General features: G+C 50.0%; 26 protein-coding genes. All 26 read left to right on the top strand.

Going from position 1 to position 25,964, the window contains the following annotated elements; translation table 11 throughout:
- Window positions 1–21: 21 nt before the first annotated feature.
- On the top strand, window positions 22–594 hold the full coding sequence (gene fapR / locus BLP63_RS02370; RefSeq protein ID WP_092589285.1) for a transcription factor FapR: 573 nt from the start codon (window positions 22–24) through the stop codon (window positions 592–594).
- 2 nt (window positions 595–596) lie between these two features.
- Window positions 597–1,634 carry a phosphate acyltransferase PlsX gene (plsX, locus tag BLP63_RS02365; protein WP_092589548.1) on the top strand — a complete coding sequence of 346 codons (1,038 nt, stop codon included), beginning with the start codon at window positions 597–599 and terminating at the stop codon, window positions 1,632–1,634.
- A 186-nt stretch (window positions 1,635–1,820) separates the two neighbouring features.
- Window positions 1,821–2,810, top strand: a complete 990-nt coding sequence (locus BLP63_RS02360; RefSeq protein ID WP_278278111.1) for a beta-ketoacyl-ACP synthase III — start codon at window positions 1,821–1,823, stop codon at window positions 2,808–2,810.
- 12 nt (window positions 2,811–2,822) lie between these two features.
- Complete coding sequence (gene fabD / locus BLP63_RS02355) at window positions 2,823–3,782, top strand: ACP S-malonyltransferase (RefSeq protein ID WP_092589284.1); 960 nt, start codon at window positions 2,823–2,825, stop codon at window positions 3,780–3,782.
- The gene (fabG, locus tag BLP63_RS02350) at window positions 3,769–4,515 is read left to right on the top strand and encodes a 3-oxoacyl-[acyl-carrier-protein] reductase (protein WP_330387059.1); all 747 of its coding nucleotides are present in this window, start codon (window positions 3,769–3,771) and stop codon (window positions 4,513–4,515) included. Before fabD ends, fabG begins: the two co-directional genes overlap by 14 nt.
- Before the next feature lie 81 nt (window positions 4,516–4,596).
- The gene (gene acpP, locus BLP63_RS02345; protein ID WP_092589283.1) at window positions 4,597–4,830 is read left to right on the top strand and encodes an acyl carrier protein; all 234 of its coding nucleotides are present in this window, start codon (window positions 4,597–4,599) and stop codon (window positions 4,828–4,830) included.
- 65 nt (window positions 4,831–4,895) lie between these two features.
- Window positions 4,896–6,137 (top strand): beta-ketoacyl-ACP synthase II, encoded by a 1,242-nt coding sequence (gene fabF / locus BLP63_RS02340; protein WP_092589282.1) that lies wholly within the window; start codon window positions 4,896–4,898, stop codon window positions 6,135–6,137.
- 203 nt (window positions 6,138–6,340) lie between these two features.
- A complete protein-coding gene (gene rnc, locus BLP63_RS02335) occupies window positions 6,341–7,036 on the top strand; it encodes a ribonuclease III (RefSeq protein ID WP_092589281.1) in 696 nt (231 codons plus the stop codon).
- A complete protein-coding gene (locus BLP63_RS02330; protein ID WP_092589280.1) occupies window positions 7,033–8,085 on the top strand; it encodes an elongator complex protein 3 in 1,053 nt (350 codons plus the stop codon). Before rnc ends, BLP63_RS02330 begins: the two co-directional genes overlap by 4 nt.
- Before the next feature lie 4 nt (window positions 8,086–8,089).
- Window positions 8,090–11,659: a chromosome segregation protein SMC gene (gene smc / locus BLP63_RS02325; RefSeq protein WP_170829239.1), complete on the top strand. Its 3,570-nt coding sequence runs from the start codon at window positions 8,090–8,092 to the stop codon at window positions 11,657–11,659.
- A gap of 86 nt (window positions 11,660–11,745) precedes the next feature.
- Window positions 11,746–13,176 (top strand): signal recognition particle-docking protein FtsY, encoded by a 1,431-nt coding sequence (ftsY, locus tag BLP63_RS02320; RefSeq protein WP_242870758.1) that lies wholly within the window; start codon window positions 11,746–11,748, stop codon window positions 13,174–13,176.
- 204 nt (window positions 13,177–13,380) lie between these two features.
- Complete coding sequence (gene ylxM / locus BLP63_RS02315; protein ID WP_092589277.1) at window positions 13,381–13,746, top strand: YlxM family DNA-binding protein; 366 nt, start codon at window positions 13,381–13,383, stop codon at window positions 13,744–13,746.
- Between the two features lie 44 nt (window positions 13,747–13,790).
- Window positions 13,791–15,125, top strand: a complete 1,335-nt coding sequence (gene ffh / locus BLP63_RS02310; protein ID WP_092589276.1) for a signal recognition particle protein — start codon at window positions 13,791–13,793, stop codon at window positions 15,123–15,125.
- Window positions 15,126–15,220: 95 nt separating this feature from the next.
- A complete protein-coding gene (gene rpsP / locus BLP63_RS02305) occupies window positions 15,221–15,478 on the top strand; it encodes a 30S ribosomal protein S16 (RefSeq protein ID WP_092589275.1) in 258 nt (85 codons plus the stop codon).
- A 33-nt stretch (window positions 15,479–15,511) separates the two neighbouring features.
- Entirely contained in the window at window positions 15,512–15,742 is a 231-nt protein-coding gene (locus BLP63_RS02300) for a KH domain-containing protein (protein WP_092589274.1), read from the top strand.
- Between the two features lie 72 nt (window positions 15,743–15,814).
- Window positions 15,815–16,330: a ribosome maturation factor RimM gene (rimM, locus tag BLP63_RS02295; RefSeq protein WP_092589273.1), complete on the top strand. Its 516-nt coding sequence runs from the start codon at window positions 15,815–15,817 to the stop codon at window positions 16,328–16,330.
- Window positions 16,327–17,058, top strand: a complete 732-nt coding sequence (gene trmD / locus BLP63_RS02290; protein WP_092589272.1) for a tRNA (guanosine(37)-N1)-methyltransferase TrmD — start codon at window positions 16,327–16,329, stop codon at window positions 17,056–17,058. The genes rimM and trmD overlap by 4 nt, the downstream gene beginning before the upstream one ends.
- A 108-nt stretch (window positions 17,059–17,166) precedes the next feature.
- Entirely contained in the window at window positions 17,167–17,514 is a 348-nt protein-coding gene (rplS, locus tag BLP63_RS02285; protein ID WP_092589271.1) for a 50S ribosomal protein L19, read from the top strand.
- A 68-nt stretch (window positions 17,515–17,582) separates the two neighbouring features.
- Complete coding sequence (gene ylqF, locus BLP63_RS02280) at window positions 17,583–18,476, top strand: ribosome biogenesis GTPase YlqF (protein WP_092589270.1); 894 nt, start codon at window positions 17,583–17,585, stop codon at window positions 18,474–18,476.
- Window positions 18,463–19,230, top strand: a complete 768-nt coding sequence (locus tag BLP63_RS02275) for a ribonuclease HII (protein WP_092589269.1) — start codon at window positions 18,463–18,465, stop codon at window positions 19,228–19,230. The genes ylqF and BLP63_RS02275 overlap by 14 nt, the downstream gene beginning before the upstream one ends.
- Window positions 19,231–19,233: 3 nt before the next feature.
- On the top strand, window positions 19,234–19,593 hold the full coding sequence (locus BLP63_RS02270; protein ID WP_207646398.1) for a YraN family protein: 360 nt from the start codon (window positions 19,234–19,236) through the stop codon (window positions 19,591–19,593).
- 14 nt (window positions 19,594–19,607) lie between these two features.
- Window positions 19,608–20,015, top strand: a complete 408-nt coding sequence (locus BLP63_RS02265; protein ID WP_092589268.1) for a hypothetical protein — start codon at window positions 19,608–19,610, stop codon at window positions 20,013–20,015.
- A gap of 265 nt (window positions 20,016–20,280) precedes the next feature.
- Complete coding sequence (locus tag BLP63_RS02260; protein ID WP_092589267.1) at window positions 20,281–21,759, top strand: ATP-binding protein; 1,479 nt, start codon at window positions 20,281–20,283, stop codon at window positions 21,757–21,759.
- Window positions 21,746–22,825, top strand: a complete 1,080-nt coding sequence (gene dprA, locus BLP63_RS02255; protein WP_170829238.1) for a DNA-processing protein DprA — start codon at window positions 21,746–21,748, stop codon at window positions 22,823–22,825. Before BLP63_RS02260 ends, dprA begins: the two co-directional genes overlap by 14 nt.
- A gap of 233 nt (window positions 22,826–23,058) precedes the next feature.
- Window positions 23,059–25,128 carry a type I DNA topoisomerase gene (gene topA, locus BLP63_RS02250; protein WP_092589265.1) on the top strand — a complete coding sequence of 690 codons (2,070 nt, stop codon included), beginning with the start codon at window positions 23,059–23,061 and terminating at the stop codon, window positions 25,126–25,128.
- Window positions 25,129–25,152: 24 nt separating this feature from the next.
- Entirely contained in the window at window positions 25,153–25,932 is a 780-nt protein-coding gene (gene codY, locus BLP63_RS02245; protein WP_092589264.1) for a GTP-sensing pleiotropic transcriptional regulator CodY, read from the top strand.
- The last annotated feature ends 32 nt before the right edge of the window (window positions 25,933–25,964 follow it).

The raw sequence follows: 25,964 nt of genomic DNA, 5'->3' as shown, positions 1-25,964 counted from the left end.
AGCAAATGGAGTGATATCGTTATGGCCAGATTAAAAAAACAGGAGCGTTTGAATAGACTGACTGAGATTTTATCTGAGGATCCATTCCTGACAGATGAGGAGCTCAGTGATACACTGGGTGTCAGCATTCAGACGATCCGTCTGGACCGCATGCAGCTGAACATACCGGAGCTGAGAGAACGCGTCCGGAAGGTCGCTACGGATAATTATGACAAAGTCAAGACCTTGGGACGCAGCGAGATTGTTGGAGAATTGATTGACCTCGAACTTAACAAACGCGGCATATCGGTTCTCGAAACGGATGAAGCGCTCGCCTTCGAAAAGACAAAGATTGTCAAAGGCCATTACATTTTCGCAATGGCTGAATCTTTGGCAATGGCTGTCATTGACGCGCATGTGGCACTTACCGGTGTTGCCAACATCAAATACAGGGTGCCTGTCATTGCCGGACAAAAGCTGGTGGCAAAAGCCGAGCTGGTCAGGGTGCGAGGCAGTGAATACTTTATACACATCAAGATCACAAGCAATCAAGATCAAGTATTCAGGGGCAAATTTATTCTGGTTGCTCTGGATGGGAGTGTGATTGAATCATGACAATTCGAATAGGCATAGATGCCATGGGTGGCGACCACGCGCCTGAAGCTGTTGTCAAAGGTGCGGTAGAAGCGCTTTCTTTGGTTGGTGCGGACCTGGTACTGATTGGCATTGAAGACCAGATCAAAGCGCAGCTTGCTTCGCTCAAATATGACGCGAACCGCCTAACAATCCGCCATGCTTCAGAAGTTATCGAAAATGAAGATAAGCCCGTAAGAGCCATTAAAAGCAAAAAGGACGCATCCATGGTGGTAGGATTTGAGATGTTGAAGTCCGGTGACATAGATGCGCTGCTGTCTGCCGGAAACACTGGCGCCCTGCTTGCCGGCGGCCTGTTAAAAGTAGGCAGAATCAAAGGCCTCGACCGGCCAGCGCTTTGCCTGCCATATCCGACCTCCAAAGGCTTCAGTGTCCTAATTGACGCCGGCTCAAATGCAGACTGCAAGCCGCACAACCTCTATGAATTCGCCGTCATGGGCACGATTTATGCCCGGGATGTCCTGGGTATTGAAAATCCAACTGTTGGCCTCGCCAACATTGGGGCAGAAGAAGGCAAAGGCAACATTCTGATGGTGGACACCTATCCGGTGCTGAAAGCCAGCGAGCTGAACTTCATCGGAAACGTCGAGGCAAGGGATATTCCAGAAGGCGCGTGTGATGTTATCGTTTGTGACGGGTTTACCGGCAACATCATACTCAAACTTTCTGAAGGCGTCGCTACAAGCTTCACCGGGATGCTCAAGGCACAATTGATGAAGACAAAGAAAAACATGCTGCTGGGGATGCTCCTGAAGAGCGTCTTTTCAGAACTGAAAAAGAAAATGGACTATACTGAGTATGGCGGCGCGCCGTTTCTCGGAACAGAGGGTCTCATAGTCAAGGCCCACGGCAGCTCCAATGCCAAGGCAATCAAAAATGCGATCCGCTACGCGGAGGTTTGTGTCAAGAGCCAGGTCGTTGAGCGTATTCGCGAGGAGCTTGGCAGAAAGGATCTCGAAGCGGCGAGAACCGCCTTGGCTGGAGACCAAGACGAAAACTGAGGATAGACATCAAGTTTTGACAATTGCTCCAACCCATTGAAAAGACACAAAAAAACGGGTTACTGCCTTAGGCGTGCCCGTTTTTTTTCGTCAAAGCACTTGTCAGATGGCTGAAGATCATATATATTAGTATCAGATACTAATACGAGAAATAAATAACAAGTTTTAACAGCTGGAGATGATATTTTGATCAACCGAAAGAGTCGCATTCTTGGCACCGGCATGGCTGTCCCTGAACGCATTGTGACCAATTTTGATATGGAAAAGCTCGTTGAAACCACGGATGAATGGATTCGTACACGTACCGGCATCTCTGAAAGACGCTTTGCCGATGGTGACGTTACCAACTCCTCACTATCCATCCAGGCTTCTGAGATGGCCCTCAAAAATGCGGGCATCACCGCAGATCAGATCGATCTGATCATTGTGGCAACTATTACACCAGATATGGTATTCCCTGCAACGGCCTGTATCGTTCAAGATAAGATTGGCGCGACCAAAGCAGCAGCCTTCGACCTCGAAGCGGCCTGTTCAGGATTCCTCTATGGCCTTGCTGTCGCAGACCGGTTCATTGCTTCGGGAATGTACAAATACGCTCTGGTGATTGGCACGGAAGTCATGTCAAAGATTATTGACATCAAAGACCGCAACACCTGTGTCCTCTTCGGAGATGGCTCAGGCGCCGTCGTCGTTGGGCCTTCTGAAGATGACAGCCGTGGACTTCTCGGTTTTGACCTTGGGTCAGACGGCGCTGGCGGCAAGTATCTTTACATGCCGGCGGGCGGAAGTGAAAAGCCCGCGACACACGAAACGGTGGAAGCACGGGAGCACTTCCTTAAAATGGAGGGCAAAGAGGTCTTCAAGTTTGCCGTTCGCGTCATGGAGAACGCTTCTCTGAGAGCAATAGAAAACTCGGGACTTTCTTTTGATGAAATAGATTTTCTCGTCCCTCACCAGGCGAATGAGCGCATCATTCTCGCTGCGGCAAAGCGACTGCAGCTGCCTATGGAAAAGGTACAGGTCAATCTGGATAAATACGGAAACATGTCAGCGGCGTCGATTCCAGTCGCGCTTCACGAAGCTGTGACTCAGGGCAAGCTCAATGAAGGCGATCATGTGGTCATGGTTGGTTTTGGTGGCGGTTTGACTTGGGGCGCCACCGTCATGAAGTGGTAGGAGGCAAGTTAAGTGGGTAAAATTGCATTTGTATTTCCGGGCCAGGGTGCCCAGTATGTTGGTATGGGGAAAGCCTTCGCAGAACAGTCGGAGAGCGCGAAAGCCGTTTTTGAGCGTGCCGGGAAAAGCCTGGATTTGGACATGAGCGCGCTTTGCTTTGACAGCAGCGAAGAAGCCCTTCAAAAAACTGAAAACACACAGCCTTCCATATTAACAGTAAGTTACGCGATCTATACGGCTGTCAAAGAAAAACTCGGCCTTGAGGCAGATGCTTTTGCCGGACTTTCTCTGGGGGAGTATACAGCGCTGGTAGCCGCAGAAGCTATGAACTTTGAAGATGCAGTGCGCATTGTCAGGAAACGCGGTCAATACATGCAGGAAGAAGTGCCTGTTGGCAAAGGCGGCATGGCGGCGCTTCTCGGCGTTGAACGTGATGATGTCCTGAAGGTCTGTGAAGAGGCCTCTGTCTTTGGCATTTGCGAACCCGCCAATTTTAATTGTCCTAAGCAGGTCGTTGTGGCCGGTGAAATTGATGCCGTCAAACAGGCCATTGAAATTTCGAAGCGTTATGGTGCAAAGAAAGCAGTGCTCCTTCCAGTCTCTGCGCCATTTCACACCAGTATGCTGCTGGGTGCCGGGGAAAAGCTCCGGCAGGAAATGCTGAAGTACAGCTTTAAACCTGCAGTTCATCCGGTTTATTCCAATGTTACTGGTGACCGGCTTGATCCTGAAACAGATGTGAGAGAAAACCTTGTAAAACAGGTCTTCAATTCCGTTCTTTGGGAGGACTGCGTGGCATCCATGGTCAGAGACGGCATCACGACCTTTATTGAGGTTGGCCCTGGCAATGCTTTGACTAAATTTATACGAAAAATTGACAAAGACGTTCAAGTATACAATGTTGAGAATCCAGAAGATCTCGAGGTTCTTGCTGAAAAATTGAAGACAGGAGGTGGAAATGCTGATGTTTAAAGATCAAGTAGTTCTTGTTACCGGTGGCACTCGTGGCATTGGAAGGGCGATCAGCCTTGAATTCGCCGGAAAGGGCGCCAAGCTTGTCGTCAATTATACCTCCAGTGAGGAGAAGGCAAAGGCCCTCGTTGAGGAGCTCGAAGCTATGGGCTGCGAGGCAATTGCAGTACAGGCGGATATTTCTAAGGCCGAAGACGCGGAGCGGCTCACCTCAGAAGCCGTGAAAAAGTTTGGCCGCATAGACGTTCTGGTCAACAATGCTGGCATCACCAAGGACAATCTTCTCATTCGCATGAAAGAAGCGGATTGGGACGACGTCATGAATGTCAATCTAAAAGGCACTTTTCTCATGAGTAAAGCCGTAGGCAAACTGATGCTGAAGCAGAGAAGCGGCGTTATGGTCAACCTTACTTCGGTCGTTGGGATCATGGGCAATGCCGGCCAGGCCAATTACAGCGCCAGCAAAGCGGGCGTCATAGGATTAACAAAATCTTTAGCCAGAGAATTCGCGTCACGGGGTGTCAGAGTCAACGCGGTAGCACCTGGATATATTCTGACGGATATGACCAGTGTGCTGAACGAGGATGCGATTGCAAATTTTGCTTCCCAAATTCCCCTTGGCCGCGCGGGTACGCCTGAGGATGTGGCAAAGGTTGTGTGCTTCCTGAGTTCCCAGGACAGTGCCTACATGACAGGGCAAGTCATTCATGTCGATGGCGGCATGTTGATTTAATAGACTTTTACTGGTATAGTCTATACATCTTAGTTCATTAAGAAAAAAACAAACAAAATAAGATAAGGACAGGTGGACATTATGTTTGAAAGAATCAAAGAAATTATTATCGATCAGCTCGGACTCGACGAGGATGTCGTCATTACGGAGTCAACGTCTCTGATGGCAGATCTCGAAGCAGACTCTCTTGACGCCGTTGAGATCATTATGGCTTTTGAAGATGAGTTTGATATTGAAATTCCGGATGAAGCAGCTGAGAACTTCAAGAATATTGGAGATATCTACAACTTCATTAAATCCAAAAAAGCAGAATAAATAAGGAATGAGGGGCACGCGCTGCCCCTTTTTCAATAGGTACCATGTCTCGGGAGGGAAGTCATTTGAATAAAAGAGTAGTCATAACAGGTGCTGGCGCGATCACGCCAATAGGCACAGGCCGTGAAAATTACTGGAAGGCCTTGCGTGAGGGCGTTTGCGGGATCAAACCCATTAAATCTTTCGACGCTTCGGAGTACACGACGCAGGTCGCTGCGGAAATCGAGGATTTTGTGCCGGAAAACTACATACCAAAAAAGGAAACCAAGCGTATGGACCGCTTTACACAGTTTGCGGTCGCTGCGGCTAAGATGGCAGTGGAAGACGGCGGCCTTGATCTCGAGGCTATAGACGCCAACCGTTTTGGATGTGTTGTCGGTTCGGGTATTGGCGGACTGCAGACAATGGAAGAAGAACATGCCAAGCTGATGGCGAAAGGTCCTGGGCGGGTCAGTCCTTTCCTGATCCCCATGATGATTGGAAACATGGCGGCAGGGGCGGTTTCCATGGCTCTGAATGCAAAAGGCCCTAACTACTGTGTCGTTACAGCGTGCGCTTCAGGAACCAACGCAATTGGTGAAGGCTTCAGGCTGATCCAGCGCGGGGATGCTGACTTGGTATTGGCTGGCGGGACCGAGGCTTCCATAACGCCTTTTGGTATTGCGGGCTTCTGCAGCATGAAAGCTATGTCGACGAGAAATGATGATCCTAAAACAGCCAGCCGGCCTTTTGACGTTGACCGTGATGGCTTTGTCATGGGGGAAGGCTCTGGTATTCTGTTGCTTGAATCCCTTGAGCATGCACTGGCAAGAGGCGCGAGAATTCTCGGTGAGGTTGCCGGCTTTGGAATGAGCGCGGACGCCTATCACATTACAAGTCCTGCACCAGGCGGCGAAGGCGCGGCCAGGTCCATGATGTCCGCCATTGCGGATGCTGGTATTGAACCGTCGGCTATCAATTATATCAATGCCCACGGTACGTCAACGCCTTACAATGATAAATTTGAGTCCATGGCCATCAAATCTGTTTTTGGCGAGCACGTCAAGAACCTCTGCGTGTCTTCCACCAAATCCATGACAGGACATCTTCTTGGCGCTTCCGGTGCTGTTGAAGCGGTTGCCTGCTTGCTGGCAACGCATGAAAACTATATGCACGGTACCATGGGGATTCAAAACATTGATCCGGAAATTGGACTTGAAGTATTGGCTAACCAGGGTCGTGAAGCAGAGGTTGAATATGCGCTGTCCAATTCCCTCGGTTTTGGCGGTCACAACGCGACGCTGATCCTAAAGAAGTACAGAGACTAAGCCTAAAAGCGTTGTAAAACACCTTGACACATTCACTGGCCTGCCGGCTGATCAAAAAAGCCGGCAGGTTTTTTCTTATGAGTTGTGTTTTTCATTGAAAACCTATAAAATAGCTCTGATAGGGATCTGGAAAAAGCGCTTTTTAAGCACATTCCGTGCAGTGGGTTTAGAAAGCGTTTTGCCGCTGAAAGGGTTGTAGATTAATGGATTATAAGCATTTTGAAAGTGTAGTGGGCCACCGGTTTAAGGACAGAAAGCTCCTGATTGAGGCGCTGACCCACAGTTCCTATTCCAATGAACGCCGCAACGAGAACGTGCAAAACAATGAACGGCTTGAATTTTTAGGGGACGCAGTTTTAAGTATTGCCATCAGTGAACGATTGTTTAAGCTTTACACAGAACTTCCTGAAGGGGAGCTCACTAAAATACGAGCGAAAGTGGTCTGCGAGGCGACGCTAAGCGACTGCGCCAAGCGAATGAAGCTTGGAGAAGCCATGCGCTTTGGCCGTGGAGAAGAAATGACGGGCGGCAGACAAAGAGCGTCGATTTTGGCGGATGCATTCGAAGCGCTGATCGCTGCTATTTATTTGGACAGTGGTATGGAAACGGCAGCACGCTTTGTGTGTCAGCAAATGGAAAAACCCCTTCAAGATGCGATTAGCGGAAAAGTATTTCTCGACTATAAGACCCATTTGCAGGAACTCATACAAACCCAAAGAGACAATAGAATCCGCTATGAAATTGTGCGTGAGGAAGGGCCGGATCACAGTAAAGTCTTCCATACCCAGGTGCTGCTCAATGAAGAAGTTGTTGGCGCGGGACAGGGCCGGAGCAAAAAGGAAGCCGAGCAAGAGGCCGCCAGAGCGGCAATTGCATCATTGGAGATATCAGGCTCATGATCATTCCTATCTTTATTCCTCACCTGGGATGTCCCAACCAATGTGTATTTTGCAATCAAAAGACGATCACCGGGATTGGAGAGGGAAAAATCTCCGTAGAAGCCGCCCGTACTGAAATTGAGGATTGGCTCGGCAGATCAGGAAATGGTGCCGGTCACGAACTCGCTTTTTATGGCGGGAGTTTTACGGCACTGCCCTTATCTCTCCAAATGAAATATCTTGAGCTTGCGGACACTTACCGAAAACGGGGAAGCATTAACGCTCTGAGACTTTCGACCCGGCCGGATGCCATTGATCCAGATCATTTAAAAACGCTTAAGGCATTCGGCGTCAGCCGGATTGAGCTCGGCGCCCAGTCGTTTGATGACCGGGTGCTTTCTATGTCACAGAGGGGGCACTGTGTGAGGGATATTGAGGTGTCCAGCCGTATGATCCTGGAGGCGGACATTGACCTGGGGCTTCAGATTATGGTTGGCCTTCCGGGAGACTCAGCCCTGACGGACTTGAAGGGTGTGTCTGAGGCCTTTCGTTTAGGTGCAACGACGCTCAGAATTTATCCAACCTTAGTGCTGAAAGGCACAATGCTTGAAAAAATGTTCTTGCAAGGCGACTATAGCCCTTTGACTCTGGAGATGGCGGTTCAGCGCGTCGCCAGGATGATGGAAGCAGTTGACGCTATGAATGCTGAAAAGGCCGGTTCTCCACTTCAATTGATCCGTATAGGACTTCAGGAAAACGAAATGCTGCGTGGCTCCGGTGAGGTGCTGGCAGGCCCGCATCATCCAGCGTTCAGAACCCTGGTGGACAGTTACAGATTCAAAGCGCAGCTGGATCAGGATGTTATGCGATTTGAGTGGCGTGGCGAGAGGCTTGAAGCCCGGGTACACAGTCGGGCGCCGGGCAGCTTTGCCGGACATAATAAGAGCAATTTGATCCATCTCAAAAGCAATTATGGTGTCGTGGGCTGCAAGATCATCCGGGATGACACGGTTCCAGAGATGCGGTATGTCATCCGGATCATTCAAGAAAAAGATAAACGCGGGAGGTGACGGCATGTATCTGAAGAAAATTGAGCTTAAGGGATTCAAGTCGTTTGCGGACCGGACCACAATAGATCTGATGCAGGGCCTGACCTGTGTCGTAGGGCCTAATGGCAGCGGCAAAAGCAACATAACGGACGCGATCCGCTGGGTGCTCGGTGAACAGAAGGTTAAAACTCTTAGAGGCGCCAAGATGGAGGATGTCATTTTCAATGGTACCCATAGGCGTTCGGCGCTGGGCGTGGCAGAGGTCTCCCTTCACTTTTCCAATGAGGACCGCAGATTTCCCATTGATTTCAGCGAGATTGTGCTCGCCAGAAGACTCTACAGGTCGGGTGAAAGCGAATACTTGATCAATGATGCCCCATGCCGGCTAAAAGATGTCAGGGAGCTTTTCATGGATACTGGCGTAGGGACCGAGGGTTATTCCCTGATTGGTCAGGGACGGATTGACTCTATTATCAGCGGCAGTTCTGAAGACCGGAGGATGATCTTTGAAGAGGCAGCCGGGATTGTCAAGTACAAACAAAAAAAGAGGGAAGCCCTCAAGAAGCTGGACAACACAGAGCTGAACCTTATGAGGCTCGAGGATTTGAGTATGGACCTCAAATCCAGGCTTGGCCCGCTGGAACAGGAAAGTGAAAAGGCTAAGACTTTTGTGTCACTGAGTGAAGCGCTCAGGGAAATTGAAGTGGCTGTTTTTTTGGCGGATTATGATAAATTGACTGTGAAATTGGACAAGGTTATTGGGGAGTACGACCGGATCTCAGAAGAAAAAGAAGCAGAAGAACAGGCGCTGACTGGGAACAAGGAACGGCTGGCCACACTGGAAGAAACCCTTAACAGCATGGAGCAGCATTGGCAGAGTCTCGAAGATGACCGTTTGAAGTTCAATAACGAGGACAAGGCGCTGGACGGTGATCTTGCGCTTTGGGATGAAAAACTCAGAAACGCAGAACTTGAATACGGCAGGCTTCAGGAAACCCTGGATCAGGAAAAGGGCGAGCAGACGGCCCTCGAAGTCGAAGGACGGGCACTTGCTGAAGCTGAGCTTCAGGTGACGGAAAAACTGGCCTCTCTCAGAGCAGTACTCAATGAAAGACAAGCGGCCATGGAAGCCTTGGCCAGGACGCTGACAGAGCTTGAAACCGTAGAATCCGGAGCCAGAAGCGAAGCGATCGCACTGATCTCAAAATCTGAACGGGCCGCGTCCGAGATTCGTGTCAAACGGGATTATATTGGCCACCTGGAAGAACGCATTGAGTCCCTTACTCAGGAAGCTTCAAGCGCAGGCGCTCAGCTTGGGGCAGTGTCTCAGAGGCTGAGGGAAACGGCAGGGCTGAAGGAACAGGCACTCAAACGACGAAATGCTTTGATGGGCAAAGTTGAAGTTCAGGCAGCTGAACGCCAGAGCCGCATTGATCAGCTGAGGTGCCTTGAAGAGAAGAAGGGGCACGAGGAAAACCACAGGCACAAGCTTATGGCGGAGCGTGAAGCACTGGAGAACCTGGAGAAAAATTACGAAGGCTATGATCTCAGCGTCAAACGTCTGATGCAGGATCTTAAAAGGGATCCGGCGTCCAGCAGTGCCGCTCAGGGCGTCCTGGGCGTCCTTGCGGAGAAGATTCAGGTCAGCAAGGGCTACGAGACGGCTATTGAAGTAGCCCTCGGCAGAGGCGCGCAGAATGTCATCTGTGACAACGAAAAGACGGCTAAGGGTCTTATTGAACGCCTTAAAGCCAAGCAGCTGGGCCGCGTAACCTTTTTGCCGCTGAGCCTGGTTGGAAAGTCACAGGGTAATGCTTCCCAGCTTGAGGGACTGCAAGGATTTGTGGGCATGGCGGACAGTCTCGTAGAAGCGCCCGAAGCTATTCAGCCCGCAGTGCGTCACCTGATAGGAAGAACGGCTGTCTTTGAAGCTTATGATGAGGCCGTTGAAGCCTTCAGAAGAACTGGGGGCAAATGGCGGCTGGTCACTAAAGCGGGCGAGGTCTTCAGCCCAAGCGGCAGCATTACCGGGGGATCACGCCAGCAATCCGGCGGTGTCCTTGCCAGGAAGGGAAAGATCTCGCTGCTTAAGGAACAGATCAAAGCCCGCAGCGAAAGTTTGAAAACCCTTGATCAGGATCTCGCGTCACTGAAAGCTCAAGTGGAGGGTGAAGACCTTGTCCGCCAGGAACTGGCCGCTGAGGTGACTGCTGTCGACACAGAAATAGCGGCGTTTGAGTTTAAAGAAACGGCGCTGACGGAAGATCAGAAGCGCCTGCAGGATAGGATAGAGCGGCTTGATAAAGAGCGGGACGAGCAGTCGGATCACGTGCTGAGGATACGGGAGGAAAACGCAGCCCTCGAAAAGGACATTGAAGGGTGGAAGGCTTCCTCTTCAGAGCTTGAGAGTGTGGTCATGGCGCAGGAAGCGCGGCGCATTGAGCTGAGGACAGCTTACGAAGTGCTTTCCGAACAACTGAGCGGTATTAGGGTGGATACAGCAACTCAGGAGCAAAGCTTGAGCAGCATAACCAAGGAGCTAAGGCGTGTTGAAGAAACGCGTCTTCGCTCAGTGGATCGCGCAGAGCTTGCGGCGTCGCGTCTTAAACAGCTTGAAGCGGACCGCAGAGAAACTGTAAGGTTAAAAGCTGAGAGCTTTGAGAAAAAAATTGAACTCAGGGTTCTCCTTCAAAAACTGGAAGCTGAACGGGCAGAAATTGCCAGCCAGCGGGAAGCCGGCAGAGTGGAGCTTACAGCGCTGCGCCAGAGTGTCACTCAGAAGAGTGAAGTCCTGGAAATGCAGCGGGAGGCGCTGCACCGTGTGGAAATGCAGCGTGAAAGATATCTGCTTGAGCGGGCATCTTTGTTGACGCAGCTGTATGATAAATATGAAATCGATTTGGAAGAAGCCAGACAAAAGCCTCTCGAGGTCGACCTGAGTACAGCTCAAACACAGACCAAAGCTTTGAGAAGCAAGTTAAAAGCACTGGGTGATGTCAACGTCAGCGCGATCAAGGAATATGAAGAAGTATCAGAGCGCTACAGCTTCATGAAAGGCCAAATGGATGATCTGATTCAAGGGGAGCAGGCCCTCAAGAAAGTCATCAGAGAGCTGGACCATGCCATGAAAGCGCAGTTCAGGGACAGCTTCGCTCTGATTGGCGAGGCGTTTCAAAGAACCTTCAAGAGACTTTTCAGTGGCGGAACGGCTCAGGTCCGGCTCAGTGACCCTTCGGATCCGCTTGAAAGCGACATTGAGATTTATGTGCAGCCGCCAGGGAAAAAACTGCAGCATTTGCACCTGCTGTCAGGTGGAGAAAAGGCGCTCACCGCGATTGCGCTGTTGTTTGCCATATTGGAGGTTAAGCCGGCGCCATTTTGTGTTTTGGATGAGATAGAAGCGGCGCTGGATGATGTCAATGTTGACCGCTTTGCCCTGTATTTGAAGGACGTCTCCGAGAAGGCTCAATTTGTCGTGATCACCCATCGTAAAGGTACCATGGAAATCGCGGATGCGCTTTATGGCGTTACTATGGAGGAATATGGGGTATCCAGGGTCGTTTCGGTCAAGCTTGAGGAAATCGCCGTCAGCTGACGCCGGGAGGTGTTTTGGCCGGTTATCACAGTCCCTTCAAAATGCAACTGGGCAAACGAAAGCACGCTAAGAAAGGATGATTCAGTTTGGCTGGACTATTTAAGAAGTGGATCTCGAAACTTATGGAGATCCCTGAGGAAGAAAATGTGGAAAAAGCATCTCAGGAGGCCGCGGAAGGCGCTTCTGAGGGAGCTTCGGAAGAAGCTTCGGAAGAAACGCCGGTATCAACCTCTGAGGAATCCTCCGAAGCAGCTCCAAAAACGCTGGACAGTGAATACGGCCAGGACTCCAATGAAGCTGAGAGCGCAGAACTTCAGACAGAGATAACCCCAACGGAAGCCGCTGTAGCTGAGGAAGCCAGGAAGACAGAGCATGCATGGATAGAAGACTCTGAAGCCACGGTTCAAATCGAGGCAGAGACAGAGGCTGAGGCTGAAACGCCTGTATCAATTGAAGTGCCAGAAGCGCCTGAAACGCCTGAAATCGTTGAGGATACTGTACAGTTTCATGAAGAAACAGAAGAAACGGAAGAAATAGAAAAAGCCGTTGAAGCATCTGAAGAGGCAAAAGAAGCCGCTGCCGCTGAAAGGGCTTCTGCCCCAGGCTTTTTCGAACGCCTCAAAGCCGGTCTCAGTAAAACCAGCAAAGTGATCACGGATCGCATTGACCTCCTGCTGAACGATTATGGCAAGATTGACGAGGAGCTCTACGAAGAGCTGGAAGAGATCCTGATCACAGCGGATATAGGCATGGAAACGACCATGTCCCTGATCGACAACCTGAAAAAGGCCCTGGTGGAGCGCCGCATCTCAGACGCTTCGCAGGTCAAGACCGTCCTGCGGGATGTCATGGTCGACACCCTCAAAGCCCATTCGGACAATCACCTCAATATTGACCAGAGTCCAGCCATCCTCTTCGTGATTGGCGTCAACGGGGCAGGAAAGACCACGACAATAGGCAAAATTGCCCACAAACTCAATCTCGAAGGAAAGACGGTCATGCTGGCTGCAGCAGATACCTTCAGGGCAGCTGCCATTGATCAGCTCAAAATCTGGGGCGAACGCTCCGGCGTACCCGTCATAGCCCACCAGGAGGGGTCAGACCCCGCCGCAGTCGTCTATGACGCGATCCAGGCCGCCAAGGCGAGGAAGACAGACGTGTTGATCTGCGACACCGCCGGGCGCCTACACAACAAAAAAAATCTCATGAACGAGCTGGCGAAAATCTTCCGCGTCATTGAGCGTGACTATCCTGAGGCGCAGCGTGAAGTGCTTCTGGTCCTTGACGCGACGACGGGGCAGAATGGCCTCCAGCAGGCGAAAATTTTCAAGGAAACCGCCCAGATTACTGGGATCGCTTTGACTAAGCTGGATGGAACGGCCAAGGGCGGCGTCGTCCTGTCCATTCTCCACGAGGTGGAAATTCCGGTCAAGCTCATTGGCGTGGGAGAAGGCCTGAACGACCTTCAGCCCTTCGATCCGGAGAAGTTTGTCAACGCACTGCTCGACATTTCATAAAAAGAAAGTGCTGCTGCCGATGGTCGTGGGCCCCACCACCATCGGCATAGCCTTGCTCTTGGCTTTGATTCTGCGTTTTGATTCAAAAAAGAGTTGACAAGCGGGCCCCATTCCCTTAGAATACTTCTGTAAAGTAAAAGTCCTTTACTGGTGCAAAGCACAACAATATATAACGTACCACTGAAAGTATTGGCGGTGACTCGAATGTTCGACAAAAAAATCAAGCTCGGCACTATGTTTGAGTTTTACGGTCAGCTGCTGACGGAAAAGCAGCAGGAGATCCTCGAGGACTACTGCATTTTGGACTTGTCCTTTGGAGAGATTTCCGAGGAGCTTGGCATCAGCAGACAAGCGGTTTACGACACGATCAAGCGGGCTGAAAAGCAGCTGGATCAGTACGAAGACAAGCTTGGCATGGCCGCCCGTTTCGAACAGAGGGAAAAAGCCATTCGCCACCTCGTGGATGGTATGCGGGAAATTGACGTTAAAATCAGTGAAGAGGCAGAGGCTTCCGAACTGCATGAGCGCATTTCCGAGCTGATCCGGGAAGCGAGCGACATTTTGGAATAAGCGGATTCAGATCCCCGGCTACCGGGTTTAGGAGGTTTCAACGTTTGGTTTTTGAAAGTTTAGCGGATAAACTGCAAAACACGTTTAAGACGCTCCGTGGAAAAGGCAAGCTGACTGAAGCAGATGTCAAGGCTGCCATGCGCGAAGTCAAACTGGCGCTTCTTGAAGCGGACGTCAACTTTAAAATTGTTAAGGATTTTATTCAAAAGGTCACAGACCGTGCGATTGGCCAGGAGGTCATGTCGAGCCTGACGCCTGGTCAGCAGGTTATCAAGATTGTCAATGAAGAGCTGACAACGCTGATGGGGACTACCCGCAGCAAACTGACTTTTTCGTCGAGCCCCATCTCCGTTTACATGATGGTGGGCCTTCAGGGTTCCGGTAAGACCACGACCTGCGGCAAGCTCGGCAATTACCTGAAAAAGCAGGGAAAAAAGCCGCTTCTGGTGGCGTGTGACATTTACCGTCCAGCGGCGATCAAACAGCTGCAGGTGGTAGGGGACAGCCTGGCTATTCCGGTCTTTACCATGGGGGAGATCAGTCCCATTGAGATCACCAAGGCGGCTATAACCCACGCCCAGCGTTATGGAAATGACGTTGTGATTCTGGATACCGCTGGCCGTCTTCACATTGACGAAATGCTCATGAATGAGCTGGTGGACATCAAGAAAGCCGCCAGACCCACTGAAATTTTACTCGTCGTGGATGCCATGACCGGTCAGGATGCTGTCAATGTCGCGGAGAGCTTTAACGCGCAGCTGGGCATTGATGGTCTGATCATGACCAAGCTGGATGGTGACACCCGGGGCGGCGCGGCGCTGTCTGTCAGGGCGGTGACCGGGAAACCAATCAAATTCGCCGGTGTTGGCGAGAAGCTCAGCGAGCTCGAGGAGTTCCATCCGGACCGGATGGCTTCCCGGATTCTGGGGATGGGCGACGTCCTGACCCTCATAGAAAAGGCCCAGAGTACCTTTGACGAGGATGAAGCCAGAAAGCTCGAAAAGAAAATGAAAAAGGGCAGCTTCGACTTTGAGGATTTTCTCAGTCAGCTGCAGCAAATGAAAAAAATGGGCCCTATTGGCGACCTGCTCGGGATGATTCCCGGACTCGGCAATCAAAAGGCACTCAAGGACATTCAGGTGGACGAGAAAGACTTTGTCAGACTCGAAGCCATCATTCAGTCCATGACCCTTAAAGAGCGCAGGGATCCCAATATCATCAACGGCAGCAGAAAGAAACGCATTGCAGCCGGGTCCGGTACCAGCGTCCAGGAGGTCAACAAGCTCCTGAAGCAGTTTGAGCAGACCAAAAAGATGATGAAACAGTTTGCGGGCATGGATAAGCGCATGAAGCGCGGCGGGATGAGAATGCCGTTTTAGTCAAGCAGTTTTGCAATGGGTCATACTTGGTTAGGAGGATTTCGAGATTGTCTCGGTCCACATAGATTATTAAAATTTTGGAGGTGATGTATAAAATGGCAGTTAAGATCAGAATGACGCGTATGGGTGCTAAGAAAAAGCCTTTTTATAGATTGGTGGTTGCAGACTCGAGATCTCCTCGAGACGGCAAATTCATCGAGCAAATTGGCTACTACAATCCTATTTCTGAGCCAGCTCAGATTAAGATTGACGAAGAAAAGGCCATCAAATGGCTGAATGACGGCGCACAACCTACTGAAACCGTCAAGGCGCTCTTCAAGAAGCACGGCGTTTACGAGAAACTCGTTAAGTAATTTTAAAGCGTGACTCGAGAAGGAGGTATCACCGTGGGTGAACTTGTCAAGGTCATAGCAGAAGCACTGGTCGACCACCCGGAGAGCGTTGAGGTCAGCGAAACGGTCACCTCTGCGTCAGTTGTCATTGAACTCAAGGTAGCGCCTGAAGACATGGGTAAAGTGATTGGCAAGCAGGGGCGCATCGCGAAAGCGCTGCGTACGGTTGTCAAAGCGGCGGCAACCCGTGAGAACAAACACGTGGTCGTCGAAATCGTTCAATAAATAACCTGAATCGGCTCACTTCTCAGCGTCTGCTGAAGGAGTGGGCCGGTTTTCTATGGGGGTAAGATCTCAATGAATAATAAAACGGACCGTTTTGTCGTAGGGCAGATCGTCAATACACATGGGCTGCGCGGGGATGTGAAAATTAAGGCTTTTACATCGTCGCCGGAGGACTTTGAAGCATTCGAAACCCTGCTGGTTCAAGGTGAGGGTGAAAAGAAGTTTAAGATCGAAAATGTGCGTTATGTTAAAGGCCTCGTGCTTGTGAAATTCGAAGGCATTGACGACATCAACGCCGCTGAGAGATACAAAAATCGTGAGCTCTACAGGCTCAGGGCAGATTACGGGACACTGGAGGAAGGTGAGCACTTCATTGTCGACTTGATTGGCCTTGATGTCATTGATGAGCATCAAGGGCATGTAGGCACGATTAAGGATGTCTCTACCAACGGTGCCCAAAATCTCTACGTGGTGGCACGAGAAGGAAAGCCAGACTTTTATATTCCTGTTGTCAAAGCTTTCGTGAAAAAGGTGTCCATTGAGGAAGGCCGAGTGCTGGTCAGCCTGATTGAAGGGATGATTGAGTGAAATTCACAGTGCTGACTCTGTTTCCTGAAATGTTTTCTGCGTTTACCTCGACCAGCATTATGGCAAGGGCAGCCGGTCAAGGGCATATAGAGGTAGAGTGCGTTAACTTTCGGGATTATTCGGACTCCCCAAGCAAACGGGTGGATGACGCGCCCTTTGGCGGCGGGGCAGGCCTTGTGATGAAGCCTCAGCCACTCTTCGACTGCCTGCGGGATCAAAGTCTGGCGGCGGGTGAGAGGATTGTTTACCTGACCCCAAAGGGCAAAACGTTGACGCAGCAGATGGTGGTCGACTTTTCAAAACTCGATCGAATGGTTTTGGTTTGTGGACATTACGAAGGGATTGACCAAAGGGTGATTGACACTTTCGTCACAGATGAGGTTTCAATTGGGGATTATGTGCTCACGGGCGGTGAAATTCCCGCCATGGTCCTTATGGATGCCATTTCAAGAATGATCGAAGGGGTTCTCAATACTGAGGATTCTCACATGGAGGAGAGCCACTATGACGGACTCCTGGAGTATCCCCACTATACCAGACCCGCGGTTTATGAAGGCATGGCCATTCCGGACATCCTGCTGTCCGGTCACCACAAGAATATTGAGCTGTGGCGCTTTGAGGAATCTGTCAAATTGACAGGTGAGCGGCGGCCGGATATGCTCCGTGCCTATTATGATCGTCTGACGGACAAAAAAAAGCGAAAAATCGTCGAAAAGTATTTGAAATAGATTGTGTTCATAACTTTGCGGTGATATAATGAATTTTGTGAATTACGGCTGTTCCGCTGGCGGGTTAGGTCCGTTAATGAACCGCTTTGGAGAAGGGAGGTAAGCCCCATGAATCAAAACATACTGAAGTCTCTTGAATTAGAGCAACTCAAGACTGACGTGACGGAATTCGGAGTCGGTGATACGGTCCGCGTCCACATTAGAGTCGTAGAAGGAAAGCGTGAGCGTATCCAGATCTTCGAAGGCCTTGTGATGAAATTCCAGAACGGCGGGATCCGCGAAACGTTTACTGTACGTAAACTGTCTTCCGGTGTTGGCGTTGAAAAAACTTTCCCGCTTCACTCACCTAAGATCGAAAAGATCGAAGTGACGAGAAGAGGTAAAGTACGCAGAGCCAAGCTCAACTACATCAGAGACCGCGTCGGCAAAGCCGCTAAGGTCAAAGAAAGAATCTAAGCGAAATTGGAGGGACTGTCGAACAGTCCCTTTAATTTTTTACAAACTCTCTGAAGGGAGGGAATCTCATGAGTCAAACCATCAACTGGTATCCCGGACATATGAAGAAGACCAAGGAACTGATCCAAAGTCATCTCAAACTGGTGGACGTCGTTGTAGAGCTGCTGGATGCCAGAATTCCGGAGAGCAGCAGAAATCCTCAAATTGCAGAGCTCACAAAGGGCAAGCCCCGTATCGTGTGCATGAATAAATATGACCTCGCGGATCCCAAGGTCACCAGCTTGTGGAAGCGTCATTTTGAAGAAGAAGGTGCCAGTGTTGAGTTGCTGGACGCCGTTCATGGCGACGGCATAGACCGTCTGATGCGTCAGATTGTCGACCGCATGAAGGAAAAACGGGCAAAATATCTTGAAAAGGGACGGAACCCGGGACCGGTTCGAGTGATGATAGTGGGAATTCCCAATGTCGGAAAATCGAGCCTTATCAACAAGCTCGTTGGCAAAAGCGCAACGAAGACGGGTAACAGGCCGGGGGTAACCCGCGGCAAGCAATGGATCCGGATTCGGGATGATATAGAATTATTTGATACACCGGGCATTTTATGGCCAAAAATCGATTCCAGGGAAGTGGGTCTTAATCTCGCCATGACAGGCGCCATCAAGGATGATATCCTTAACATTGAGGACATGGCCTATGAGCTTCTGCGCCGTATGGAGCTGCACTATGCTGAAGCCTTGACGGCACGTTATGGCGTTGAAGTCGACCCAACAGCACCTACCATTGAGCTCATGGATGCCATAGCCCTGCGCAGAGGCTGTCGCCGGGGCGGCGGGGAAATTGACTACGACAAGGTTTCCAGAATCCTTCTGGATGAGTTCAGAAAAGGTCTTATAGGCCGTCTGTCGCTTGAGTGGCCAGATGACTTTATAGAACGGCGGGGAGCAGTAGATGAAGACAACTGAGGTCATTGAGAAGTTGAAGGCTATTGGGACTTTGGAGGCCCTTGAGCATCTCGAAGCTCAGCTCGCGACTCCGGTTCCCAAGACCCTCCTTGAAAAATTCGCTTCTAAACGGAGGAAACTGGAAAAAGCAGCTGACAAATTCAAGCAAATGTCAGTTTTTGAAGCCCAGTTCACCAAAGAAGGTATGCCCCTCGTCGCAGGTATTGACGAAGCTGGCAGGGGACCTCTTGCCGGCCCGGTTGTCGCTGCGGCTGTCATATTGGATCCAGAAGCGCCAATCTATGGTCTGGATGATTCCAAAAAACTGTCGGAAAAAGTAAGGGAAATGCTGTATGAAGAGATCGTGGAAAAGGCGCTGAGTGTTGGCATAGGCTACGCTACCTGTGCTGAAATAGATGAGCTCAATATTTTGAAGGCAACCAAACTGGCGGCAAAACGCGCCCTCGAGACTATGGAAATTTCGCCCGAAGCGTTGCTTCTTGACGCCCTGGAGCTTGAAAACTGCACTGTCAGTCAGCTTTCCCTGATCAAGGGTGATCAGCGCAGCGTCTCCATTGCCGCAGCGTCCATTATAGCTAAAGTAACCCGGGATCGCTACATGAAGCGTCTCGCGGTCCAGTATCCCGAGTACGGCTTTGACGCGCACAAGGGCTATGGTACCGAGCGGCATTATGAGGCGCTCAGGTCCTATGGCAAGACCCCTGAGCACAGGGAGACCTTCTTGAAGTCATTTCACGATTTGCCGGAGGTATAAACTGTGAAGCGGTCTAACATCATTGGAGCCATGGGTGAAGAGAAAGCCGCAGCATTTTTGGCCGCTGACGGACATGAAATTTTATGCCGGAATTTCAGGGTGCCTGGCGCGGAGATCGATTTAATCACCATGAAGAATAAAATCCTGTATATCATTGAAGTGAAAGCTTCCCGGACAAAAGATGAGGACTATGAACTCTTGGAACGGGTGGATTCTCGAAAAATCATGAGGATGAAGAAAGCTGCCGGGCGCTATCTGTCTGAGCACCCGGTCTATTATACTGAAATGAGGATGTCCTTCCTGACGATTCAAGGTGTAGGGCGTCCATCACCGCTAATCCAGTTTATAGATGGTTCTGAATAGGGGGGCGCTTTATATTGTACCGGTATAAAAAAAGCGAAATTTACTTACAGGCTGCTGTTGGCGCCATGTTTATTATTTTTGGCGTCATGCTTGGGAACTGGGTCTATTTATCGATCTTGGGATTAGTCTCCCTCTTTCTTTTCAAGGACTGCCTCAAGCAAATGAAGACGGTCATTGAGGTCAAAGGTGACAGAATTGAACTGCGTACTGGAGACAAAGTGACCCAGACCATCCTTTACAAAAATCTTCAATTCATTACAAGAACCAGAAGAAATAAAAAATGGGTTGTAGTGGGTCATGATAAAAATATCTTTTATATTCGTCCGGCAATTATTGACCACGAAAAGCTTTTATCTGAGGTCTTGATGTTTAACAGGAAAAATAAGAAGGTTTATATCCACGAATCTATTGAAATTAAATGATGTATTTTTTATTTGAGTAGGTTTAACCTCGACTGGATAAAGGCGCTGGTGCAAAACCGCAAAGCTGGTTTTGGAACAGCCCTTTTTTTATTTTCCAATGATAAGAGGGCAATATTCGTTAGCCACAGAAAAAAGCAAAGCAGGGAAAAGACACCAGGCAACGTTTCCTCGCTTTTACCTATAATTAACAAATAGTGAGTGACAAATTTATGCAAATGGTATATTATGGAAGTGCGTTAACAATATATACCATTTGGAGGTTGTCATGTACATTCAGGTATGGTCAGCGTCACCACAGGGCATACAAGCGCACCCGACAGGTGTGCAGGTTAGTATGAGCAAGGGCGTTCCGGTATTCAACATCATAGGCAGGCCGGACCATGTCGCGAAAGAATCGCGAATGAGAATTATCTCAGCGCTTCGCTCTGTTGGCCTTCGCGTCAACAACAAAAAAGTCGTCGTGAGCTTGACCCCATCTCATCTCGCAAAGCGCGGCGCGCAGTTTGACCTGGCGATCGCTGCCGCGATCATGAATCTTCTCGAGGGAAAACCAGAAATCAAAAGCGAGGATGCCTTTATTGGAGAGTTGTCACTGGACGGCTCAGTTTGCGCTGTACAAGGCCTTTATAATATGATGGAGGGGCTCATTGCCAGTGGCGTCAAACGGTTCTTTATTCCCGCGGAGCAGATTTCTTCAGCAAGATATTTTCCAGGTGTTGAAATTGTGGGCGTCAGGCAGCTCAGTGACCTTCAACAGCCACTATCCCCTGTGGTGCCTCAAAGTCTTGAGGACCGTCCAAATGAAGGGATGGCTTATGAGATTGACTATGGTGATATTGCCGGACACAGGCTCCACAAGCGAGCCATGATGGCGGCGGCTGCGGCTCAACACCATGTGCTTTTGGTAGGGCCACCAGGAACTGGTAAAAGTTTATTGGCAAGAAGACTTGCAACTATCCTTCCAGATCTTGACGAAACAGCGCTCAGAGAGGTTCTTCAGGTTCATGGCCAGGTGATAACGGATCTCGATGCCATTGGAATAAAAGCCCCTTATAGAATGCCTCAGACCACGCTTAAAAGAAGTGAATTGACAGGGACCTCAGCCGGAAAATTAGGGGAGGTCACGCTGGCTAATCACGGTGTCCTTTACTTTGAAGAGCTGACTGAATTCTCGAAGACGGTCATTGAAGATCTGAAAAGACCGCTGGATGAAGGCTTTGTGGAAATAGGCGGACCACTTCAGACCTTGCGGCTGCCTGCCAGATTTACTTTGCTGGCAACCGCCAATCCGTGTCCCTGCGGTTTTTATGGTTCAAATCAACCCTGCACCTGTCAGATTCAAAATGTACAGCGCCACCAAATCAAATTCAGGGGTCCTCTTGGCGACCGCTTTGATATCCGGCTGCTGACCAGCGATTATATGGAAGAGGATTTACGCAGCAATGACCCGCTGAATTCCCATGTCATGAGGGCAATGGTGACCTCTGCGGTTCAGCGGCAAAGGCATAGGTATGAAAGTCCTGTCATCCGGAACGCTGCAGCACCCATAGACCAAATTTTTAAAACTTTTGAGTCAGAGGCGCTGCGAACTAAATTCCAGGATCAATTCAAGGATCACGGGTTCAGTTACAGAGACGCCACCCAGGTCATTCGACTGGCCAGAACCTTAGCTGATCTCGACGATGAGGATATGGTCTGCGCCAAGCACCTTTCTGAAGGGATGGTGCTTCATGGAGACTTTTAAAGCTTATGCAGCCTGCGCGCTTTGGATGGAGTCCGCGAAAGGGATCAACAGAGATCTTGCCAGACGTCTGCTTAGCAGCTGCGGGGACATAGAAGCTCTGCTGCGGGATGGCCCTGATCGCCTGGAGGGACTCACCCCGGATCAACGGTTGTCATTGATTAAAACCTATAAGCCGGACGAGATATTAAACAGGCTGAGGCAGGTTGAAAAGAGCGGCATGAGTCTGATCCTGCCGGAACACCCGCTTTTTCCAGAACGGCTCAGTACTATTGAGGATCCGCCTCTTTTACTTTATGCCAGGGGGAACCTTGAGCTTCTGAGACATCCAAGGCCCCTCGCGGTGGTAGGCACCAGACACCCGACACAGTATGGCCTGAAGGTGACAAAAATGCTGACGCAAGCTGCTGTCGAACAGGGGGCTATGACTGTCAGCGGGCTCGCCGTGGGTATAGATGCCCTGGCGCATTTGACCGCCCTTGAGAACGAAGGCCCAACGCTGGCGGTAATGGGCTGCGGACTGGACATCAATTACCCCAGCGCCAACGCGAGCCTGAGGAAACGTATCCTGTCTTCCGGGGATGGGCTGATTCTCAGCGAAAAGCCGCCTGGAACTCCGGCTTATCCTTCCTTTTTTCCGGATCGGAATAGATTGATCAGCGGACTCAGTGCCGGACTTGTCGTCGTGGAAGCGGTGATTAAAAGCGGCACCATGTCCACCGCGCTCCACGGCATACAGCAAGGGCGTGAGGTCTTTGCCGTGCCGGGCAACATAGACGCGCCTCAAAGCGCGGGTACGAATTTTCTGATCCAGAATATGGCCCAAATCCTGACGACGCCGGAAGACTTGTTCAGCCGTCTCGAATGGCATGTTCCGAGACGTCAGCGGCCAAAGTTGACTGAAGAAGCCGGACAGCTGCTTGCCCTCGTCGAGCGTTATGGCGATTTGACCATTGACGATTTCGTCGACGCGACGGGCTGGCCTGCCGGACAATTGTATGAATTTTTAAGCGAACTTGAAATAAAGAGATTGATTCGGTGCTGGTTTGGAAGGTATAATCTTAGTTGATGTCTAAGCAGATGCGGTGTTGAGACGCCGGGCCCCATTTTCAGGGGCCCGGCGTCTGGATTTTCCAAAGTTCATGATTTTTGCCGATGGTCGCAGTACACGGACATCCTGCCAAACTTTCAAGAAAGTGTTGACAAACTCATACGCATCATATAAGAATTATAATGGTGATTTTTTGACAAGATTGAATCTTTCGAATTTTTTGAATATAATAGTTATATTGGAGGTATTTCATGGCTAAAAATCTGATCATTGTCGAATCTCCGGCAAAAGCGAAGACCATAGAAAAATTTTTAGGAAAGAACTATAAGGTGCTTGCTTCCGTGGGACATGTCAGAGATCTGCCCAAAAGCAAAATTGGCGTCGACGTTGAAAATGACTTTGAACCGCAATATATCAACATACGGGGAAAAGGCGACGTCATCAAAGAACTCAAAAGTGCAGCAAAAAAATCAGAGCGCGTCTATCTGGCGACTGACCCGGATAGAGAGGGCGAAGCAATCGCCTGGCACCTTGGTACCTTGTTGAATCTTGGTGATGAGGAGCCCTGCAGAATTGAATTCCACGAAATTACTAAGGAAGCTGTCAAGGAAGCGATTCATCATCCAAGACGCATCGATCTCAATCTTGTGGATGCCCAGCAAGCCAGAAGGGTGCTGGACCGTTTGGTGGGATATAAAATCAGTCCTCTGCTCTGGAGAAAAGTCAGAAAAGGCCTGAGCGCCGGACGTGTTCAGTCGGTGGCCACCAAGCTGATCTGCGACCGCGAAAATGAAATCAATGCTTTTGTCAAAGAAGAGTATTGGTCCGTTGCCATGGAGCTCAAGCATCTACCGTCAGATCTGCCGTTTGAGGCGGAGCTTTCGCAGTTTAAAGGCAAGAAGCCGGAGCTGCGAAATGAACATGAGGCACTCGAGATGAAAGCATACCTCGAAGCCGCTGAGCCTCAGATTACGGAAGTCCAGAACAAAGTTAAATCCAGGGCGCCGCAACCGCCGTTTACGACCAGCAGCCTGCAGCAGGATGCAGCAAACAGACTCGGTTTCTCGGCGAGTAAGACAATGATGGTAGCACAGCAGCTTTATGAAGGTATAGCGGTCAAGGGTCAAGGGACCATCGGCCTCATCACTTACATGAGAACGGACTCAACGCGGATTTCTGAAGAAGCGAAGCGCCATTTGGTTGAATTTATTGACCGTGAGTACGGGGAAGCTTATCTGAACAAAAAGGCACGGACTGAAAAGAAATCAAAATCCTCACAGGATGCCCATGAAGCCGTGCGGCCGACTTATATCCACCTGATGCCAGAAACCCTCGAAGCCTCTTTGACCAAAGACCAGCTGAAGCTTTACACGCTGATTTGGCAGAGATTCGTAGCTGCCGGCATGTCGGACGCGACCTTCGATTCCAAAAACGTCTCCATAACCGCAGGGGAGGCTTTGCTCAAGGCAAATGGCCTGCTGCTGAAATTTGACGGATTTTTGAAGGTCTACGAATTTTCAAGCTTTAAGGAAAACCGGCTGCCGGACATCAAAACAGGAGACGGTGTACAGCGGCTTCATGTCAAGCCTGACCAGCATTTCACCCAGCCGCCTGCAAGATATACGGAAGCGACATTGGTCAAGGAGATGGAGGAGAAGGGGATTGGTCGTCCTTCCACCTATGCCCCAACCATTGCCACCATTATCAGCCGGGGTTATGTTGAACGCGAAAAAAAATCTTTAAAACCTACGGAGTTAGGGTATATCATCAACGATATCATGGCGGGCTATTTTGAAGAGATTGTCAATGCCGACTTCACAGCTGGCATGGAAAACAAGCTGGATGAAGTCGAGGCCGGGAATATGGATTGGCACAGCATTTTAAGAGAGTTTTACGGGCCGTTCAGCGAAACCTTGGCCAAGGCTGATGAGAGCCTTGAAAAGTTGGATTTGACTGAAAAGACGGACTTGCTCTGCGAAAAGTGCGGACATCCGCTGAATATCAAGCACGGCAGATTTGGAAAGTTTTACGCTTGTTCAAACTATCCTGAATGTGATTACACAAAGGCAATTCTCAACGAAATAGGTGTGGATTGTCCGCTGTGCAAGGTCGGCAAAGTTGTGGAGCGCAAGACGAAAAAGCTAAAAACTTTTTACGGCTGCAGCCGCTTCCCTGAGTGCCGTTATGTATCCTGGAACCGCCCGGTTGGGCGGGCATGCCCGCTCTGCGGAGAGGCCCTCGTCGAGAAGGTGACCAAAAAGAACCGGACTGTTTTATGTTCAAGCACTACCTGCACTTATAAAGAAGTTTCTTCGCATTAATTAAAACTCAGGGAGGTATATCAGGTGAGCATGAAACTACTCGAAAAAGCAAGAAGACTTAACAAGATCCTTCAGCAATCCGGCAACGCGCCCGTTTCATTTCCGGATATCAGCATGATGCTTAAGGAAGTCCTCGACGCTAATGTCTACATCATCAGCAAAAGGGGCAAGGTACTTGGCTATGGACTGGTCATCGCGGAGGACAGCCCGCTTGTTTTTGAAAAAGGGACCAATGTTCAGATGTTTCCGGAAGAGATCAACGCAGAGCTGCTAAAAATAGATCAAACCATGTTTAATATTCCTCAGGATGTCGTCATGAAAATTTTTAAAGGGGATATCAGCAGCTATTCAAAGTTCATCACAATTGTGCCTATCATTGGAAATGGACTCAGGCTGGGGACACTTGTTGTCGCGCGCCGGGATACGACGTATTCCGAAGAAGACATAGTCCTTGCGGAATATGCGTCAACGGTGGTCGGCATGGAAGTCATCCGCGCCAAGACAGAAGAGTACGAAGAGGAGTCCAGAAAGAAAGCTGTCGTTCAAATGGCAATTGGAACCCTTTCTTATTCCGAGCTTGAGGCTGTGGAGCATATTTTCCATGAGCTGGATGGGGATGAAGGTCTTCTCGTAGCAAGTAAGATCGCGGACCGCGTGGGCATTACCCGCTCTGTTATTGTCAATGCCTTGAGGAAGTTTGAGAGCGCCGGAGTCATAGAATCCCGCAGTTTGGGAATGAAGGGCACTTATATCCGAATCCTCAATGACAAGTTGATGCCTGAACTCAAGCGACTGAAAAAGTAAATGCAATAGCCCTGAACTCAAATCGTTTGAGG

The organism is Acidaminobacter hydrogenoformans DSM 2784, assembly GCF_900103005.1.
GTDB classification, from domain to species: domain Bacteria; phylum Bacillota; class Clostridia; order Peptostreptococcales; family Acidaminobacteraceae; genus Acidaminobacter; species Acidaminobacter hydrogenoformans.
Note: the sequence above shows the minus strand (reverse complement) of the source record. Positions and strands in the feature narration are given on the sequence as shown.